General features: G+C 64.8%; 14 protein-coding genes and 1 pseudogene. 6 read left to right on the top strand and 9 right to left on the bottom strand.

What is annotated here, in order from left to right; translation table 11 throughout:
- Positions 1-12: 12 nt before the first annotated feature.
- The gene (locus V9K97_RS04570; RefSeq protein ID WP_443302709.1) at positions 13-1,725 is read right to left on the bottom strand and encodes a PglL family O-oligosaccharyltransferase; all 1,713 of its coding nucleotides are present in this window, start codon (positions 1,723-1,725) and stop codon (positions 13-15) included.
- A gap of 157 nt (positions 1,726-1,882) precedes the next feature.
- Between V9K97_RS04570 and V9K97_RS04575 the strand changes: the two genes are divergently transcribed.
- The 6 genes from V9K97_RS04575 to V9K97_RS04600 are packed head-to-tail and all read left to right on the top strand — an operon-like array spanning position 1,883 to position 9,467.
- Complete coding sequence (locus V9K97_RS04575) at positions 1,883-2,350, top strand: type IV pilin protein (RefSeq protein WP_337316575.1); 468 nt, start codon at positions 1,883-1,885, stop codon at positions 2,348-2,350.
- On the top strand, positions 2,302-2,955 hold the full coding sequence (locus tag V9K97_RS04580; RefSeq protein WP_337316577.1) for a GspH/FimT family pseudopilin: 654 nt from the start codon (positions 2,302-2,304) through the stop codon (positions 2,953-2,955). The genes V9K97_RS04575 and V9K97_RS04580 overlap by 49 nt, the downstream gene beginning before the upstream one ends.
- Positions 2,955-3,380: a type IV pilus modification protein PilV gene (gene pilV, locus V9K97_RS04585; RefSeq protein WP_337316579.1), complete on the top strand. Its 426-nt coding sequence runs from the start codon at positions 2,955-2,957 to the stop codon at positions 3,378-3,380. Before V9K97_RS04580 ends, pilV begins: the two co-directional genes overlap by 1 nt.
- Positions 3,377-4,618 (top strand): PilW family protein, encoded by a 1,242-nt coding sequence (locus V9K97_RS04590; RefSeq protein WP_337316581.1) that lies wholly within the window; start codon positions 3,377-3,379, stop codon positions 4,616-4,618. Before pilV ends, V9K97_RS04590 begins: the two co-directional genes overlap by 4 nt.
- 14 nt (positions 4,619-4,632) lie before the next feature.
- Complete coding sequence (locus V9K97_RS04595; RefSeq protein ID WP_337316583.1) at positions 4,633-5,259, top strand: pilus assembly PilX family protein; 627 nt, start codon at positions 4,633-4,635, stop codon at positions 5,257-5,259.
- A gap of 14 nt (positions 5,260-5,273) precedes the next feature.
- Positions 5,274-9,467, top strand: a complete 4,194-nt coding sequence (locus V9K97_RS04600; protein ID WP_337316584.1) for a PilC/PilY family type IV pilus protein — start codon at positions 5,274-5,276, stop codon at positions 9,465-9,467.
- Positions 9,468-10,160: 693 nt separating this feature from the next.
- On the opposite strand, the pseudogene V9K97_RS04605 reads toward V9K97_RS04600, so the two are convergent.
- The 8 genes and pseudogenes from V9K97_RS04605 to sucD all read right to left on the bottom strand — a co-directional run.
- Positions 10,161-10,320: pseudogene (locus V9K97_RS04605) on the bottom strand (IS3 family transposase); the annotation flags it as partial.
- 107 nt (positions 10,321-10,427) lie between these two features.
- The gene (locus V9K97_RS04610) at positions 10,428-10,943 is read right to left on the bottom strand and encodes a pilin (protein ID WP_337316586.1); all 516 of its coding nucleotides are present in this window, start codon (positions 10,941-10,943) and stop codon (positions 10,428-10,430) included.
- Between the two features lie 204 nt (positions 10,944-11,147).
- The gene (locus V9K97_RS04615) at positions 11,148-11,951 is read right to left on the bottom strand and encodes a 3',5'-cyclic-nucleotide phosphodiesterase (protein WP_337316588.1); all 804 of its coding nucleotides are present in this window, start codon (positions 11,949-11,951) and stop codon (positions 11,148-11,150) included.
- A 29-nt stretch (positions 11,952-11,980) separates the two neighbouring features.
- Entirely contained in the window at positions 11,981-14,242 is a 2,262-nt protein-coding gene (locus V9K97_RS04620; RefSeq protein WP_337316590.1) for a CHASE2 domain-containing protein, read from the bottom strand.
- A 27-nt stretch (positions 14,243-14,269) separates the two neighbouring features.
- Entirely contained in the window at positions 14,270-14,920 is a 651-nt protein-coding gene (locus V9K97_RS04625; RefSeq protein ID WP_337316592.1) for an FHA domain-containing protein, read from the bottom strand.
- 70 nt (positions 14,921-14,990) lie between these two features.
- Positions 14,991-15,797 (bottom strand): Stp1/IreP family PP2C-type Ser/Thr phosphatase, encoded by an 807-nt coding sequence (locus V9K97_RS04630; RefSeq protein ID WP_337316593.1) that lies wholly within the window; start codon positions 15,795-15,797, stop codon positions 14,991-14,993.
- 26 nt (positions 15,798-15,823) lie between these two features.
- Complete coding sequence (locus tag V9K97_RS04635; RefSeq protein WP_337309778.1) at positions 15,824-16,510, bottom strand: TerC family protein; 687 nt, start codon at positions 16,508-16,510, stop codon at positions 15,824-15,826.
- A 98-nt stretch (positions 16,511-16,608) separates the two neighbouring features.
- Positions 16,609-17,502, bottom strand: coding sequence for a succinate--CoA ligase subunit alpha (sucD, locus tag V9K97_RS04640; RefSeq protein ID WP_007828710.1), 894 nt, complete (start codon positions 17,500-17,502; stop codon positions 16,609-16,611).
- Positions 17,503-17,507 lie beyond the last annotated feature (5 nt).

The raw sequence follows: 17,507 nt of genomic DNA on the forward strand, positions 1-17,507 counted from the left end.
AGCCAGGTAAATCTAGGGCGACCGCGCGTCGACTGGCTGGCCCCTCAGCCACCGCTCGTATTCCACCGGAAAGGCGATTCGGAAGCGCTCCGCCTGTTCCCAGGCCTCTTGGTCCCGCCCCGTCAGTTCGGCGCTTTCGATCAGCTTGACGATCACGCGCGGCTCGGGCGAGAAATGCAGGGTGCGCGCGGCCAGGGAATGCATTTCGGCGGCATTGGCAGCTGTCACCCGCGTGAGCGTCAGTTCGGCAAAACCCACCTGCCTTGCGAACAGCCAGGACTTCTTCGCCTTGGCCAGTGTGTCGTCTTCATAGGCCGGCAGCCGCTCGTCGCGCGGCAGGTAGATCTGGCTGATGCGGATGTAGTCCCAGGTGGCATAGCCGACCACAATCGCCAGCGCAGTGGCCGCCACGGCGGGCAACACCGGCGTGTCAAGCCACCTGGCTTTGAGCCGTTGCCGCGACGAAGCAACTCGCGCCGGCCACAGCATTCCCAGGCACAGCCCGAACACCAGCTGGAACGGCCCATACCAGAGCGGATATTCCAGCAGGCTGTGCAGCACGATCGCACCCAGCATGCCCCACGCCATCAGCCGCGCCGGATCGCGCTCGCGCCAGGGCTGCGCTGCCAGCACCATCCAGATGAAACCACCGCAGATCAGCACCGATGCCGGTATGCCCAGCTCCACGGCCAGGTGCAGCGGAAGGTTGTGCGCGTTGTCCAGGATCTCCGGGAACCGTGGCCCTGAATACAGCGTGCTGTAGTGCGCGAAGGCCAGCTCGCCCCAGCCCCACCCCGTCCACGGATGCTCGGAAATCAGCGTGAGCACATTGCGCCAGAGAATCACTCGCGTGTGGTCGCCTGGGGCGCCTTCTTGCAGGCGGCGCATCATGCCTTCGACTTCGCTGGCGGTGAGTTGGGGCAGCACCCACGCGATGGCGAAATAGATCGGGATCATCGCCAGCAGCACGAGCGGCGGCGGCAGGCTGAAATGCTTCCTGTCGCTTTCAGGCGCGCTACGGCGTTCGCGCCACGCGATCAACGTTGCGACGCCCACGATCGATAGCAGCTGAAGCAGGCCGGTGCGCGACGTTGAGGCCGCCGCGGCCACCAACAGCAGCAAAGCAGCCGCCGCCAGCCAACGCCTGATCTGCAGCGACGGCTGCGCGGCGTAAATCCAGAGCGCCGCCACCAGCGCCATGCTGATCAGCGTGGCGAACTGGTTGCGCTGTCGCAGGTTGCCGTATGCCTGGCCGAGCGCGGGCGTAGTGGTCCAGGGCACCAGCGGTTCGGCCAGCCCGTAGTACTGGAGCAGGCCGAGGACGGCGCTGACGAGGCCGGCCGCGAGGATGCCCGTGGCCAGAACCGCGGCGGCGGAGGGGCCGGCCCGAGCGATGCCAGCGCCCACGCAGGCTGCGGCGGCAATTGCGCCCAGCACCACGACTGCGGGCAGCCAAAGGGCAGGCGAGCCGTGGGAGGAAAGCACGACAACCGCCATTCCGGTCGCCAGCCAAGCCCAGATGCCCCGCGCCGGCGCGCTGGGAGGTATTGCAAGAAGCAGCGCTGCGAGGCAGGTCCAAGTTGCAAATAGCTGCCAAGCCTGAACCGAGGGACCGGCCACGAGCGGGCAGAGAAACGGAAACGCCACCAAGCCTGCGCGAACGGTGGCGGCGGCTTTGGATGGAAGGGCGGTCGCCTCAAGGGCTGGCGCTGCGCTGGAAGTCATTCCGCCGATTGTGCCGACGGTCAAGCCGACGAATGGCTGCGGAGCGCGGACGAGCGGTTTTGCAAAAAAACACAATTGGAGACATTCTTTGACAACTGTCTGCAACTGTTGCCGCCCCTCTGGCGGAAGGCCCGAAATCGGGTCTGAAAGGTGTCTCTTGAAGAAACAAGCAAGCTTTTTGTGTCACGCTTCTCAATCGCGACGCGGCTCATCCGGCTTCACGCTGATCGAAGTGATGATCACCGTTGCGATCATCGGGATTCTGGCCGCCATCGCAATTCCAAGCTACCGCGACTACGTGCTTCGCGGGCAGCTCGTCGAAGCCCATAACGCCCTTTCGGCGTTGCGCGCCAACATGGAGCGTCACTTCCAGGACAACCGAACCTACCAGACCGTGAATGGGTTCACCTCGCCGTGCACCGCGCCGGCTGCGGCGGGTAGTTTCACCATCTCCTGTCCGACGCTAACGGCCACGACGTTCACGGCGCAGGCTGCGGGCACCGGTTCCACCGGTGATTTCACGTTCACCGTGAACCAGCAGAACACCCGCACCACCGCGATCAGGGCGGGCTCGACTTGGACGGCCTGCCCCACCGGCTGGACGACAAAGAAGTCGGGTTGCTGATGAAGGCGCCAATCCGTCAGCCGCGCGCCGCACGCGGCTTCACGCTCATCGAATTGATGGTGACTGTGGCGCTACTGAGCATCCTGATGATGTTGGCGTTCCCGGCCATGAGTGAATGGATGCGCAACAGCCGCATCCGTACTGTCGCCGATGCGCTGCAAAACGGCCTCCGCCTTGCCCAGACCGAGTCTCTTCGACGCAGCCGCCAGACCGTCTTTTCGCTGACAGCCGACACGAACCCGGCAGACGGTCTCGCGGCGGTGGAAGATGGCGCCAACTGGTCCGTCAATTTCGTGCCGCTCCTCACAGGCGAGTCAACCGACCCCACGTTCATCGAAGGCGGCACCCTTATCGGTTTGGCCCCAGATGTCCGGATCACCGGCCCTGCGACGCTGTGCTTCAACTCCCTGGGGCGCGTTGTCGACAACCCCACCCCTGGTACCGGCGTGGCATGCAGCGCCGCAGCTGCGGCCTACAACATCACGATTCCCGACGTCGAATCCGTGCGCGCGATGCGGGTGCTGGTCGCACTGGGCGGGCAGGTCCGCCTTTGCGATCCGGCCAAGACGCTTTCCAACACCCATCCCGATGGATGCCCCGCGTGATGAAGCACCAACGCCCCTCACCCTCCTCCGTGCGTGCCTCGCAAGCTGGTGTCGCGCTGATCGAAGTCCTGGTCTCGGTCCTGCTGTTTTCGCTGGGCATCCTGGGCCTGATCGGTCTGCAGACGCGCGCGATCGGCCTGTCGCTCGATGCGGAAGACCGCAACCGCGCCGCCCTGCTCGCCAACGACATCGCGGCGACGATGTGGACCACTCGCACGGTGGCAATCGACCCCGACGTCGGAGAGCCTTCGTGGAACGACCGCGCCAGCAACCCGCAAGCCGGCGGTCTGCCTGGTGGCAGCGTCCAGATCTCGAACGTCGCAACCAACACGGTCGACATCCTCATCACATGGCGTCCGCCCCAGCGCCCAAGCGGCCAACAAGATAGCCGTCTGACTACGCGCGTTGCGCTGCCCCCACCATGAATGCCCCATCCAAACTTGACGGTCGCGCCACTCAGCGAGGCCTGACGCTGATCGAACTGCTGGTGGCCATGGTCATCGGCCTGGTCGTCGTGCTGGCAGTAACCAGCGCGGTCACGCTCGGCGAGGCACACAAGCGCAGTACCACCTCGACCAACGACATGAACCAGAGCGGCTCCTATGCCGCCTACGCGATTGACCGTCTGCTACGGAGCGCCGGATCCGGCTTCGCGCAGACCGGCATGCGCGGGGTATTCGGCTGCCGGTTGAGCGCCGCGCGCAGGATCGGCTCCGCCGCCACCACCATCCTGCCCCGCACCGCATCCGCGTTTCCGGCGCCGTTCGACACGCTGCTCGGCGGTGCCGGAGCCGCCAACGCGGGCAATTTGCGGGTTGCGCCGTTTCTCATCGCCAAGGGCGCCACCGCCGGCGCTTCGGACACCCTCGTGGTCATGGGCGGCAACGCAGCGGCGGGCGACGTGCCGCGCCGTATCCGCTCCGGCTTTCCGGACAACAACAACCTGCGGTTGGACAACACCATCGGCATGGCCAACGGCGACATCGGGCTGGTGAGCCTGGACAACGGAACGTTCGACTCCGACTGCCTGATCGAGCAAGTGGACGTGACGGACGCGACCGCGTTCGCCGCGGCGGGCAATGAAGTCCTGCCCATCGGCGGACGCTACTTCACCTCGTCCGGCACCACCACCTCGCTTGCCACGCTCGCTGCGGGAGGTACGGCGCTTTTCTCTCCGCTTGGGAATGTGGCAGCCAACAACCTGCAGTTCCAGTTGATCGGCGTGAACGCCGATCGCACGCTGGTCGCCTACGACCTTCTGCGGGCAGCCGGCACCGGCAGCGACGAGGGCACCGACGCCTCGGCCATGCAGGCGCTGGCCGACGGTGTCGTGGCGCTGTACGCGGTGTACGGCGTCGATACCGACAGCAACGGCGTCGTCGACTCATGGATCGATCCTGGCGCTGCGGACTACGCCATCGGCGCCCTCATGCTCGCGCCCGATCGCATGCGCCACATCGTGGCGGCGCGCGTAGCGCTGGTCATGCGAGGCAGCCTGTACGAGAAGGAACCCGTGACACCGGCCAGCTTAGAAGTTTTCAGCGACCTTCCCAGTGATCGCAAGCGCACGCTGACTATCGCGGCCGAGGACCGGAACTTCCGTTACCGCGTCATCGACACCACCATCCCGCTTCGCAACATGCTGTTGCTGCCCTTCCCATGAAGACACTTTTCAATATGCACGCGCCCGCCCGCGAGCGCGGCGTGGTTCTGCTGTTCTGCCTGATCATCCTGGTGGTGCTGCTCGCAGGCGGCGTGGCCGTCATGCGATCGATGGACACCACGCTGTTCGGGGCAGGCAATCTCGCCTTCAAGCGCGACTTGGTCAACCAGGGCGAACTCGCCATCGCAAAGGCCATGCGGGACTTCCAGACCAGTGGCGCGCTCGCTGCGTCGGGAGCGACCTCCACCAATTTGCCCGCAGCAAACTACAGCGCGATCCAGCTTGCCACCAATGCCAAGGGCATTCCGCAGGTGCTGCTGCAGAAAACCAATCTGACCGGGCCCGATGTGGTGGGCAATGCCTTCACACCAACAGGCACCCCCATCACGGGCAACGGCGGCGTCACCGTGCGGTACGTGATCGACCGCATGTGCAATGCCACCGGCACCTTCGCGAGCATCGGCAAAAGCGGCTGCGTGTACACGCCGTCGAAAACCGAGACGCCGGGTGGCGACCAGAGCCAACTGGCCACGCCCGGCCCGTCCGTTCCCAGCCCGCCCATCTACCGCGTGTCGGTTCGCGTCGACGGTCCGCGCGACACGCAGGTGTTTCTGCAAGCCTCCTTCACCAAGCCCGAATAGGGCACAGGCGAATCATGAAAAAAAGAATTCGTTCGTCCGTTCGCGCGGTATGCCGCGCGACCATCGCCACCGGCCTCGGCCTGGCGCTCGGCAGCGCGATGGTCGCTTCCGCGATTCCGCTTGCCAACCAGCCTGTGTTCTCCACATCGGAGGTTCCTGGCAACCTGGCACTGGCGCTTTCGGTGGAATGGCCCACGGCATCGCGCACGGCCCACGTCGGCAATTACTCCAGCGGCACCAACTACCTGGGCTACTTCGATCCGGCCAAGTGCTACCTGTACCAGGTCGACGAAACGGCCAATGGCGTAAGCACCACAGACAAAGGTGATTCCAGCTACTTCTACCCCGCCGGCGCCGCAACCAACCGCACCTGCACGGGCGCCAACGACGACAAGTGGAGCGGCAACTTCCTGAACTGGGCGTCCACCGCCACCATCGATCCGTTCCGCTGGGCCATGACCGGCGGCCGGCGTGTGGTCGACACGGCCACCACCACGATTCTCGAGAAAGCCTGGCACGGCAACCGCAGCCTCTTTCCGGATCGTAACCTCACGGCATCCGCGATTGCCGGTGCGACGCCCTTCAACAATGCCACCGCATTGGGCGTGAGCATTACCAATCGCGGCTTCAAGATGCGCATGACCGCCACAGGCGGCGGCAGCAGCCGCACGATGTCGGCCGAGTACTTCAACAACATCACTCTCAAGAACCCGGTGGCCTCTACCGTCACCAACGACACGGCCGACCACGACTGGGGGAACGGGAATCCGGTGGCCGGCATCAACGCCGACAACTTCTCGGCGCGCTTCAGCGGAACCTACACAGCGCCCGAAACAGGCAACTACACCTTCCGCACCATCAGCGACGATGGCGTGCGAGTCTGGGTCAAGACCGGCAACGGCAAATTCGAGAACAGCGACCTCCGCATCGACAACTGGACCGATCACGGCCCGGCCACCGACGACTCGGCCACCATTGCCCTCACCGCTGGCCAGCAGTTCCGCGTGCAGATCGAGTACTACGAAAAGGGCGGCGGTGCGGTGATGCAGTTCCAGTGGCGCATTCCGTCATCGACCACCTTCAAGCCGTTTACCGAGGCGGGGCCAGCCGATGGCGACTTCACGATGCGCGTGAAGGTGTGCGACCCCTCGGCTGCGGCCGGCGGACTCGAAGCCAATTGCAAGGCCTATGGCTCCAACTACAAGCCTGAAGGCCTGATCCAGAAATACGCCGACAAAATGCGCTTCAGCGCTTTCGGCTACCTGAACGACAGCAGCGACCAGCGCGATGGCGGCGTGCTGCGCGCCCGGCAGAAATTTGTCGGGCCCACCGCGCCGACTCCCGGCCAAGCGCCCGCGGCCAACGCGAACAAGGAGTGGAGCGAGACCGACGGCACCTTCATCCGCAATCCCGATGCTGCCGACGCGACCGCGACCGCGACCGCCACCGGCGTGAGCATCGCGGACAGCGGCGTGATGAACTACCTGAACAAGTTCGGCCAGATCCTTCCGGGCGACTACAAGAACTACGACCCGGTCAGTGAGCTGTACTACGCGGTCATCCGGTACTACAAGAACCTCGACAACGTCGCGGCCTGGAGTTCGATGGGCGGTGCGGACGCGGCAACGAAGACCAGCTGGGTCGACGGCTTCCCCGTGATCACCAACTGGGGCGACCCGATCCAGTACTCGTGCCAGCGCAACTTCGTGCTGGGCATTGGCGACATCTACACCCACGTCGACAAGAACGTGGCCGGCAACACCACCTACCGTACCCGCGAGCCCACCATGCAGACCGAGGTGGCGGACGACAACACGGTCAATGCAGTCACGGCCACCAACCGCGTCGGCGCGTTGCAGGGCCTGGGCAACCTGGGCAACTCCAATGACTACAGCGGCCGGAACAATTCCGCCTACATTGCCGGCCTTGCGTTCGACTCCAACACCAAGGACATCCGTCCTGATGTGGCAGGGCGAGCCAACACCATCGGCAAGCAGACGGTCAGCACCTACTGGGTGGACGTGCTGGAGCAGCCCTTCCAGTTCAACAACCAGTTCTATCTCGCTGCCAAATTCGGCGGGCTGGACACCAAGAAGCTGCCCGCCGACTTCGACCCCTACACCTTCGCCGGCACCATTCCGCTGGACTGGTGGTCGACCAGTGGCGAGACGCTGACCGACGCGCGTGCCGCCAACCTGACACAGCCGCGGCCCGACAACTACTTTGCGGCGGGCCAGCCCGACACGCTGGTGAGGGGCCTGACGCAAGCCTTCGAGCGGATCGTGAACGCCATTCAGGCGTACACCACCTCGTTCTCGCTCTCGGCCCTGGAGGTCTCGGCCACCGGTTCGGCTTCATATGCCTCGCAGTACGACGCGCAGGACTGGACCGGAGTGGTGAGCGCAAGCAGCATCAGCTTTGCGACCGACGGTACGCCTTCGCTCACGGCGGCATGGAACAGCACCACCACGCTCGCGACGCAGTTCGGGGGCACCGGCTGGAACACCGACCGGCGCATTGCCACATGGAATGGCACGACGGGCGTGGCCTTCCGAATCGGCAATCTCACCACCGGAACCGGCAGCCAGGCCACTGCGCTCGACACACCTTACGTAACCGGCGACGACAGCGCCAACTACCTGAACTACCTGCGCGGCGACCGCAGCCAGGAGAAGACGGCAAGCGACGGAACCAAGCCCTACCGGCTTCGCAGCAAGCTGCTGGGAGACATCGTCAACTCGAAGGTGAAGCCGGTTGGCCCGCCCGCGTCGACCTACTCCGACGCGGTGAACCGCGGCTACGCTGCCTTCAAGACGGCCAAGGCTACGCGCCCGACCATGGTCTACGCCGCCGCGAACGACGGCATGCTGCATGCATTCCGCGGCGAACTCAGCGGCACCAATGCCGGCCGCGAACAGTTCGCCTACGTGCCGAGCGCCCTTTTCAACGGCCCGAGCACCCCGGCCACGCCCGCCGCAGACGGCCTGGCCCAACTGGGCAACCCGAACTACCTGCACAAGTACTACGTCGATGCAACGCCCGAGGTGGTCGACGTCGACTTCGACCGCGCTGGCGGCACCTTCGCGGCCACCGGCTCCGACTGGCGCTCGCTGCTGGTCGGCGGCCTGGGCAAGGGCGGCAAGGGCTTCTACGCCCTCGACGTGACCGACCCCGGCACCATCACCGACGAAACCATCCTCGCAAGCAAAGTGCTGTGGGAGTTCACCGATACGGACATGGGCTTCAGCTACGGCGCACCGTTGGTTCTCAAGACCAAGCGCTACGGCTGGGTGGTGGTGCTGACCTCTGGCTATCACAACGACAACACCAATCGCAACGGCTACCTCTACTTCGTGCATCCGGAAACCGGCGCGCTGTTGCAGAAGGTAAGCACCGGTGCGACGGCCAACGGCTTGACCCATGCCACCGCCTTCATCACCGACCTGACCGACGGCACGGCTGACGCAATTTACGTCGGCGATCTCAACGGACAACTGTGGCGCTTCGACGTGACCGCGCCCGCGGGCACCACCACGGCCTACCCGGCACCGGCCAAGATCGCTCTCTTCACCGATGGAGCAACCACCCCGGTGGCCCAGCCCATCACCTCGCGTCCCCTGGTGCAGATTCACCCCACCACGCGCAAGCGCTACGTGATGGTCGGTACCGGCCAGTTGCTCGATGCGAGCGACATCAACTCCGCCGCAACGCAGAGCTTCTATGCCGTGATCGACGGAACCGATACCGCCTTCAAGCCGGCCGACAGCACCATGCCGGTGACGCGCAGCGAACTCACCGCTGTCACCAATCTCGTGAGCGGCACCGTCGTTCCCGCCGATTCGCGCGGCTGGTACCTCGACCTGGGCACGGAAGGCAGCATTGGCCTGCGCATGGTGGCGAGCCCGGTCGCCTTCAACGGCATCGTGGCGTTCTCGTCGCTGCTGACCAGCGGCGATGCCTGCAGCCCGTCGGGCCAGAGCCGGATCTACGCCATCGACTACAACAGCGGCCGCACGGCCCTGGCCAGCGGCGCTGCGTTCGTGCAGTCGACCACCGCGATTACCGACCTCAAGTTTGTGGGCGTGGATGGCAAGGTGCGCCTGATCTCGGGAGATGTGCGCGGCAACCTGGACAAGATCGGGTTCAACCCTCCGCCCGGTAGCGGGCTGCGGCTGGTGAACTGGCGGGAAGTGCCTACGGCGGATTGATTGATTGGATAGGTGGGACGCGCGCCACGTATTCTTCGCACTTCTGAAAAAGCGCTGCAGGATACCTTCTGTGCAGCGCTTTTTTATGAGCTTTGGGTCGCAGGCTGACGAAGACCTCCATCTGCATGCGAGCCGTAGGAATCAACTGTGAACTGACGATCCCGCTCATTAGCGGGCGTTAGGTGGCACGTGGCCTGCACTTGCAGGTTTCGGCAGTTCGAATGTAGCTGGCGGTGGCCGCTACTACAGCACACTCGCATCCGAGGCTCTCGATAGCCTGTTGCCGAGTTGCCCGAGCACCTGGTGCAGCTTGCGTGCTCCCAGGCGAGGCTGGCGCAGGCGCACCTCTCGAACGAGCTTGAGCATAGTCTCGGCGCGCGTATAGCGCTGCCGCTGATGCCGCAACTGCTGGTGGCAGACTCGGCGGCTGACGTCCCGATGGCGGCAAGCCCTCGCCACGCTCGATCCAGGTAGGAGCCTTTGCGCGAGGACTGACCCGAAGGCATTTTTACGGTGCGCAACCCGTCGCCCTTCTTCAGGAGATCGATCACCACCTCGAATAGTTGGGCTTTCTCGCTGACGTCGCGAAGCTGGATTTCGAGGGCCTTGATCGTTGTTCGAGGTCAGCGGTATGGAGGCAAGGGAGGACTTTTGGGCGCCACTGGCATGGGTGGCCATGACGCCGCCCACAGTTCTGGCGGCTATTCTGGCGCAGCCACACCAGCACCATCGAGAGACCCTGGGTGCCGTAGCGCCCTTGCACCTGCCGGTACGTGAGTTCGCCTTTTCTACCTGATCCGACTACCGACAGCTTAAAAGTCAGCGTGTAGTCCCTGGAGCGCTGATGCCTGATTCCATTGACTTGCCTTTTCTTGAGGGAGAGGAGTCAACCTGGGGCAGTACGGGTCACGTAGGCGCAAAAAAGCCGCCCGAAGGCGGCTTCTGTTTGAGCGGCCGAGATTACGGCTTGCAAGCAGCAGGAACGTACTTGGCTTGCATTGTGCCGGCGCGGCACACATAGGTGTAAGGCTGTCCACCACTGGCAGCTGCATTCAGCGCCAGAGCGGTCGGTGCTGCAGCAGTAGCCGTAGCAGCAGTTGCGGGAGTCAGAACGATGGTGCCACCGTTATCGACCGAGGCAGCGTAGGTGATGGTGATGATGCCGGTGGCGTCGGATTGCACGCTTGCGACGTTCTTGGTCGCGCCAGGAGGCGTAGAGTTGATGGCATCGCAGTCAGTGTTGGTCGTCGTGCCGCACTGCATCGAGCGCGGGCCTTGGCTGTTGAATGCTTCGGCGATGTTGGTCTTCAGGCCGCTGGCCAGCGACAGGCCTTCGGTCACGCGTGCGCGGATCGTGTAGTCCTGGTATGCCGGCAGAGCCACAGCAGCCAAGATACCAATGATCGCCACAACGATCATCAGTTCGATAAGGGTGAAACCCTTTTGCACGTTGCGTGCGATAGAACGACGGTTCATTTGAAAAACTCCAGGTTGGTTGGTTTGAGCCCGGGAACCAAGCCCGGAGCGCAGTACCTACCGCAGCATCCGTGCCATCCCGTTTCGAGCGTTTGGCCGACGAAACCCGTCACTTCATGCGTACACAAGTTACATCGAGTGACACAAACCGTTTGTAAAGGCTCCAAAGCGTGACAAATTTGTCATGCCAGCCCTTCCGGCGGCTCAAAAAGTCAGCACCCCATTCGCCTTCAACCACCGGATATCCCGCTGCGCCAACCCCGCCACCTGATGCCCGGCCAGCAGCTGGATCTGGCTCATGATTTCTTCAGTTTCAGCCGGCTTGGTATGGGTGATGTAGATCGGGTAGTGCTTGCCCGGATCGATAAGCGCCAGCTCGTCGGCCAGCACGCGGGGCGACAGGTGCAGGCTGCGTTCGGCCAAGGCCTGCTCGCGATTGCTGAAGGCGGTTTCGATGACGAGCATGGCCACGTCGAGCGCGTTGACGCGGTCCCAGAAGGGGGCGTTGCGTTCGGTGTCGCCGGTAAAAACCCAGTTGGCGCCGCCCTCGGCGCGGCACACGGCAAAGCCGCAGGCGGGCACGGTGTGAACGGCAGGGAGAACCTCGATGCGCTTGGGGCTCGCGCTGCCAAGCTGCAGGACTTGGCCGACTGTTATGTCGTGAAAGCTCACGAACGGCGCCTGCGGGCTTGGAATGGTCTCGAAGTCAGGCCAGATGACGTTGTTGAACACATGGGCGCGCAGGGCCTCGATGGTTGATCGCAAAGCGTGTACGCGCACGGGGCGGGTCCGGCGCGCGCCGACGGCGTCGAGCATGAGGGGGAGCGCCGCTATGTGGTCGAGGTGGCAGTGAGTAAGCACTACGTCGTCGATGCCGGCCATTTCGTCGAGCGTGAGGTCGCCCACGCCGGTGCCGGCATCGACGAGCAGGTCGGTGTCGACCAGGAACGATGTGGTCCGGCAGTCCTTGGCGATGGCGCCCGAGCAACCCAGCACGCGAACCTGCATTGTGAAAGACCCCCTGCTTGTGCCTGTCGTCATTTGGTTTCGAACCGGGTTGCGCCGTCCCATTCAGGGTCGTAAGGCCGCAATGCCATGGAGGCTAATCGCTGGGCGTAGAGCTGGTAAAGGACTTTTTTGGCATCCGCTGCGAGCAGCGGGTCCAGCAAGTTTCGGCCGGCGGCCCAGTCCTGTCGGCGATAGGCGTCCAGAACGCCGGCCCAGCGGTGCAGTTGCTCGGCCTGCTGCTGCGCAGCGGCGGTTTGGGGCGCGGCGTCGGGTGCGAGAGGAGTGAACACGGTAATGGCCTGGGCCTTGCCTTTGACGAGCACGCTGTCGAGCTCCTGCCAAAGAAAGCCGGGCGCGAGTTCGCGGGTGGCGCCGCTGGCGACGATCTCCGCGCCGTAGTGCGCGCTGAGGCCCTCGAGCCGGGACGCGAGGTTGACCGCATCGCCCACGACGGTGTAGCTGCGCCGCGCCGCCGAACCCATGTCGCCGACGCTCATTACGCCGCTGTTGATGCCAATGCCCACGCTGATCTGGGGGCGCCCGTCGGCAACGTGAAGCTTGTTGATGTCGCGCACGGCTTCGGCCATTTCGAGCGCGGCGCGCACGGCAAGGGTGGCGTGGTCGGGGGTGTCGATGGGCGCACCCCAGAAGGCCATGACGCAGTCGCCCATGTATTTGTCGACGGTGCCGCGGTGCGCGCTGATCACGCCGGTGAGCCGGTTGAACAGGGTGTTGAGAAAAGCCTGCAGCTCGGCCGGCGTCATCTGTTCCGACAGGCGGGTGAACTCGCGCATGTCGCAGAACATGACTGTCATGTTCTTGCTCTCGGCGCGCATGCTGTAGCGGCCGGGTGTCACGAGCATTTCGTCGACGAGTTCGGGCGGCACGTAGGTGCCGAAAAGCCGCGCCAGCCCGCGGCGCGCGCGGGCCTCGATGAAGTAGCCCCATCCCATGTTGAAGATGAAGGCCAGCGCCGCCATGGCCAGCGCCGACGCCAGTGGAAGCACGAGGCTGTGGTTCTGGTAGAGCCAGGCGTTCACGCCGACCAGCACGGCAACTGTGACGATGCCCAGCACGACGGCCCGCGGCGCCGGCAGCAGCGTGAGGCCCAGCGCCAGCACGAGGCCCGCGGCCAGCACGTTCAGCACCTCGTAGCCGGGCGCGTAGTCGGGCACTGCGAGCAGGCGGCGGTCGAGCATGGCCGACACCACGTTGGCATGCACCTCGACACCGGGAAACGCCGCGCCCACGGGCGTGGCGCGCAGGTCTTGCAGGCCCGGCGCTGTGGCACCCACAAGCACGATGCGGCCTTTCAGCTCGCCCGGCGCGAGGCGGCCCTCGAGCACGTCGCTGGCCGGCACGTAGCGGAACGAGCCGCCACTCGCCCCGCCCGGACCGCGAAACGGCACCTGCATGCTGGCTGTTGCGTCGACCGGCACGCGCAAGCCGCCCACGATGAGCGATTGCAGCCGGGGCGCGGCGCCGCCCGATGCAAAGGCGGGCAACACGGGGGGCATGCCATTGGCGAGCCGGTAGACGGCCAGGCCCAGCGATTCGTAATACCCCGGCCGGCCGCTGTCGCCCTCATAGCGGGCAATGAGCGGCACGGTGCGAATGATGCCCTCGTCGCTCGAGGTAACCAGCGTGTTGAGAAAACCCGATGCGGGCGCGGCGGCCGCCAGCACCGGAAGGTTGGCGCCGAAGCCGTTCCACTCGGTGGCGTAACCATGGCCCGCCGGAAAGGCTTCGGGCAGCAACAGCGGCGTTGCCGGCAGCTGCCCCTTGGCGCCGGGCTTCTCAGTTCGCGTGAAGTAATAGCCCAGGGCCACGCGCTGGCCGTCCAGTGCCCTGGCAAAGATGGCGTCGTTGTCGAGCGATGGCGCCACGCGTTCGATTTCACCGGCAAGCCCCGGCATGTCGCGAAGCGGGCCGCGCGCAATCTGCCGCAGCTTGTCGAGGCCGGAGCTTCGGTCCGGCTCGACGAACATCACGTCGAAGCCCAGCACCGCCACTTGCTGGCGCCCCGTGAGTTCCCTGGTCAGCCGGGCCAGCTTGTCGCGCGCCCAGGGCCATTGCCCTTGCCGCGCCAGGCTGGGGTCGTCGACGTCCACGATCACGATGCGGGGGTCGAGCGTGCCCGGCATGGTGGCGCGCAGGCGGGTGTCGTAGATCAGGTGGTCGAGGTGGTCGAGCACGCTCAGGCGCCAGGCGCCGGTGGCATGCGCCAAGGCCAGCAAAACCGGCAGCAGGGTAATGACGATGCGTGGCCAATGCCGCCGGAGCGCATTCATGGCGTCGGCGCTACGCGGGCCCTGAGCTCAGACCCGCACGAACTGCATGCGCGTGGCGCCGCCAAGTTCCAGCACGTCGCGTTCCTGCAAGCCGACGGCGTCGGTACCGAGGGGATTGCCGTTGAGCCTGACCTCGCCCATGACGCTGGCCGCCACATAGCCTTGGCGCCGGCGCGTGACAACTGCCACGGCCACGCCGGGCTTGCCGATGGTGGTGACGACCTTCTGCAGCGGCAGGTCCTGGCCGCCGCCGGTGTCCGAGAGTTCACGCAGCACCGGAACGCCCAGTTCGACCAGCGCACCGGCCTCGGTCGGTGCGGACGAGAGCGGAATGGGGGATGAAAAATCGTCCGACACGTTGTGCACCGCGCCCGCGCCGGGCTCCAGGTTGTTGCGGGCGCGAAAGTGAATGCGGCAGCCGCCGAGTTCGATGACGTCGTTGTCCTTGAGCACCTGCTTCTGGACGACGAGCGCATTGACGTAGGTGCCGTTGGTGCTGTTGAGGTCTTCAATTTCGACTTCACCGCCGCGCATGTGCAGCACGGCATGCTCGCCGCTCACCGCCAGGTTGTCGATGACGATGTCGTTGTAGGCGCGCCGTCCCAGCGTGGTGCGGTCCTTGGCGAGCGCCACTTGTTCGATGACAACGCCATCGATCGAAATGATCATTTTCGGCATTGCCGACTCCCCGATTTACAGAAATTGGTTGGTGGCAGGCGGAACAACGGGCGGTCGCTCGGGCCTGGGGCTAGGCGGCAGCAGGCGCATCGCCGACGCGCGCTTTTGCCAGGACAACGGAAATGTTATCCCGTCCGCCATTGTCGTTTGCAATTGCAACCAAAAGTGATGCTTTCTGCTGAAGTCCGACATCGTGGTTCAAAAGCGTGAAAAGCTGCGCATCGGAAATCATCTCGCTGAGTCCGTCGGAGCACAGCATATACAGGTCGTCGGGCCTTGCGGTGTGCTCATGCATTTCGAGCACGACCTGCGCCTCTACACCCACGGCCCGGGTCACGAGGTTGCGGTGCGGCGAGTGCAGCGCCTCCTCGGCGGTGATTGCGCCCGCGTCGAGCTGCTGCTGGCGCAGCGAATGGTCGCGCGTGAGCTGCTCGAGCTTGTTGTTGCGAAGCCTGTAGCAGCGCGAATCGCCGATGTGGCCGACCAGCACGCGCTGGGGCCGGAAAGCCGCCAGCACCAGGGTCGTTCCCATGCCCTGCAGCTCCTCGTTGGCAATGCCGGCTTCCAGAATGGCCGAATTCGCCTCGTCGGTGGCGGCCTGCAAGGCACGCCGGATCACCCGCGCGGGCGCCTGGGGCCCGGCTTGCGCGAACCACCGGGCAAAGCTGGCATGCACCAGCGACACGGCCATGGCACTGGCCACTTCGCCGCCCTTGTAGCCACCCATGCCGTCGGCCAGCACGGCAAGGCCCAGCGCCGGATCGACATGGAGGTCGTCCTCATTGTGGGCGCGCGCCCGCCCCACGTCGGTCAGCGCGGCGAACTCCCAGGACAGCGGGGGCCGATTGGAAAAGAGGGACGCGCCGACGCTCACCATTGTGTACAAGCGTGGGCGCGCGGCATTCAGTGCCCGGCCGCAGCGCGTGCGCGCTGCTGCAGCAAGCGGCCGGCGGCCACGACAAAGAACGCACCGGCAGCCGCGGCCGCATAGTGCAGCCAGGGGTTGGCCGCGAGCACGCCATGCAGCGAGACGTCGCTTGCAATCGTCTCCCCGCCGACCCAGCCGATCAGGGCGGCACCCAGCATGACGATGATCGGAAAACGTTCCATGAGCTTGATCATGAGCGTACTGCCAAAAATCACCAGCGGAATGCTGATTGCGAGGCCGAGCACCAGCAGCACCATGCTGCCTTGGGCGGCCGCCGCCACGGCAATGACGTTGTCCAGGCTCATGACCAGGTCGGCCAGCAGGATGGTGCGCACGGCAGCGAGCATGCTGCCGTATTCCTTGGCCTCGCCGTCATCCTCTTCTTCTTCGCCCAGGAGCTGCAGGCCGATCCACAGCAGCAGCAGGCCGCCGACGATCTGCAGGTACGGCAGCGCCAGCAGCCTGGCCGCGACGATGGTCAGCACGATGCGCAGCACCACGGCCGCGCCCGAGCCGAACAGCACGGCTTTTTGCTGCTGCGCGGGCGGCAGGGAACGGGCAGCCATGGCAATCACCACGGCGTTGTCACCCGAAAGAATGATGTTGATCCAGACAATCTTGACCAGGCCGATCCAGAAATCGGTGCTTTGAAGGAGTTCCATGTCTCTTTTCCACTGTGTTGTAGTGAAAAAAGCGCCCGCAGGGTTTGCGGGCGCTTTTTTCTTTTTGCGTGGTGCGCAGAGAGAAGGTCTGCTGCGGTTTAGAGCTGTGCCTTGAGCAGCTTTGCCAGCTCCGAGAAGTTGCGCGTGACGGTGAAGCCGCACTCTTCCATGATGGCGAGCTTGGCATCGGCCGTGTCGGCGCCGCCCGAGATCAGCGCGCCGGCGTGGCCCATGCGCTTGCCGGGAGGAGCGGTAACACCGGCGATGAAGCCGACCACCGGCTTCTTCATGTGTTCCTTGCACCAGCGAGCCGCATCAGCCTCGTCGGGGCCGCCGATTTCGCCGATCATGATGACCGCGTCGGTGTCCGGATCGTCGTTGAAAGCCTTCATCACGTCGATGTGCTTCAGGCCGTTGATCGGGTCGCCGCCGATGCCCACTGCCGACGATTGGCCGAGGCCGATCTCGGTGAGCTGCGCCACGGCTTCATACGTGAGCGTGCCCGAGCGCGAGACCACGCCGATGCGGCCCTTGCGGTGAATGTGGCCGGGCATGATGCCGATCTTGATTTCGTCGGGCGTGATCAGGCCGGGGCAGTTCGGGCCCAGCAGCAAGGTCTTCTTGCCGCCGGCCGCTTCCTTGGCCTTCATCTTGTTGCGCACTTCGAGCATGTCGCGAACCGGAATGCCTTCGGTGATGCAGATCGCCAGGTCCAGGTCGGCCTCGACGGCTTCCCAGATGGCGGCGGCCGCGCCTGCCGGCGGCACGTAGATCACCGACACGGTGGCGCCGGTTTGCGAAGCAGCTTCCTTCACCGAACCGAAGATCGGGATGTTGAAGATCGACTCGCCGGCCTTCTTGGGGTTCACGCCCGCCACGAAGGCGTTCTTGCCGTTCGCGTATTCCTGGCACTTTTCAGTGTGGAACTGACCGGTCTTGCCGGTAATGCCTTGCGTGATGACTTTGGTGTCTTTGTTGATGTAGATCGACATGACTT

Origin of the sequence: Variovorax sp. CCNWLW186, from assembly GCF_037203865.1 — a bacterium.
Taxonomy (GTDB): Bacteria; Pseudomonadota; Gammaproteobacteria; order Burkholderiales; family Burkholderiaceae_C; genus Variovorax.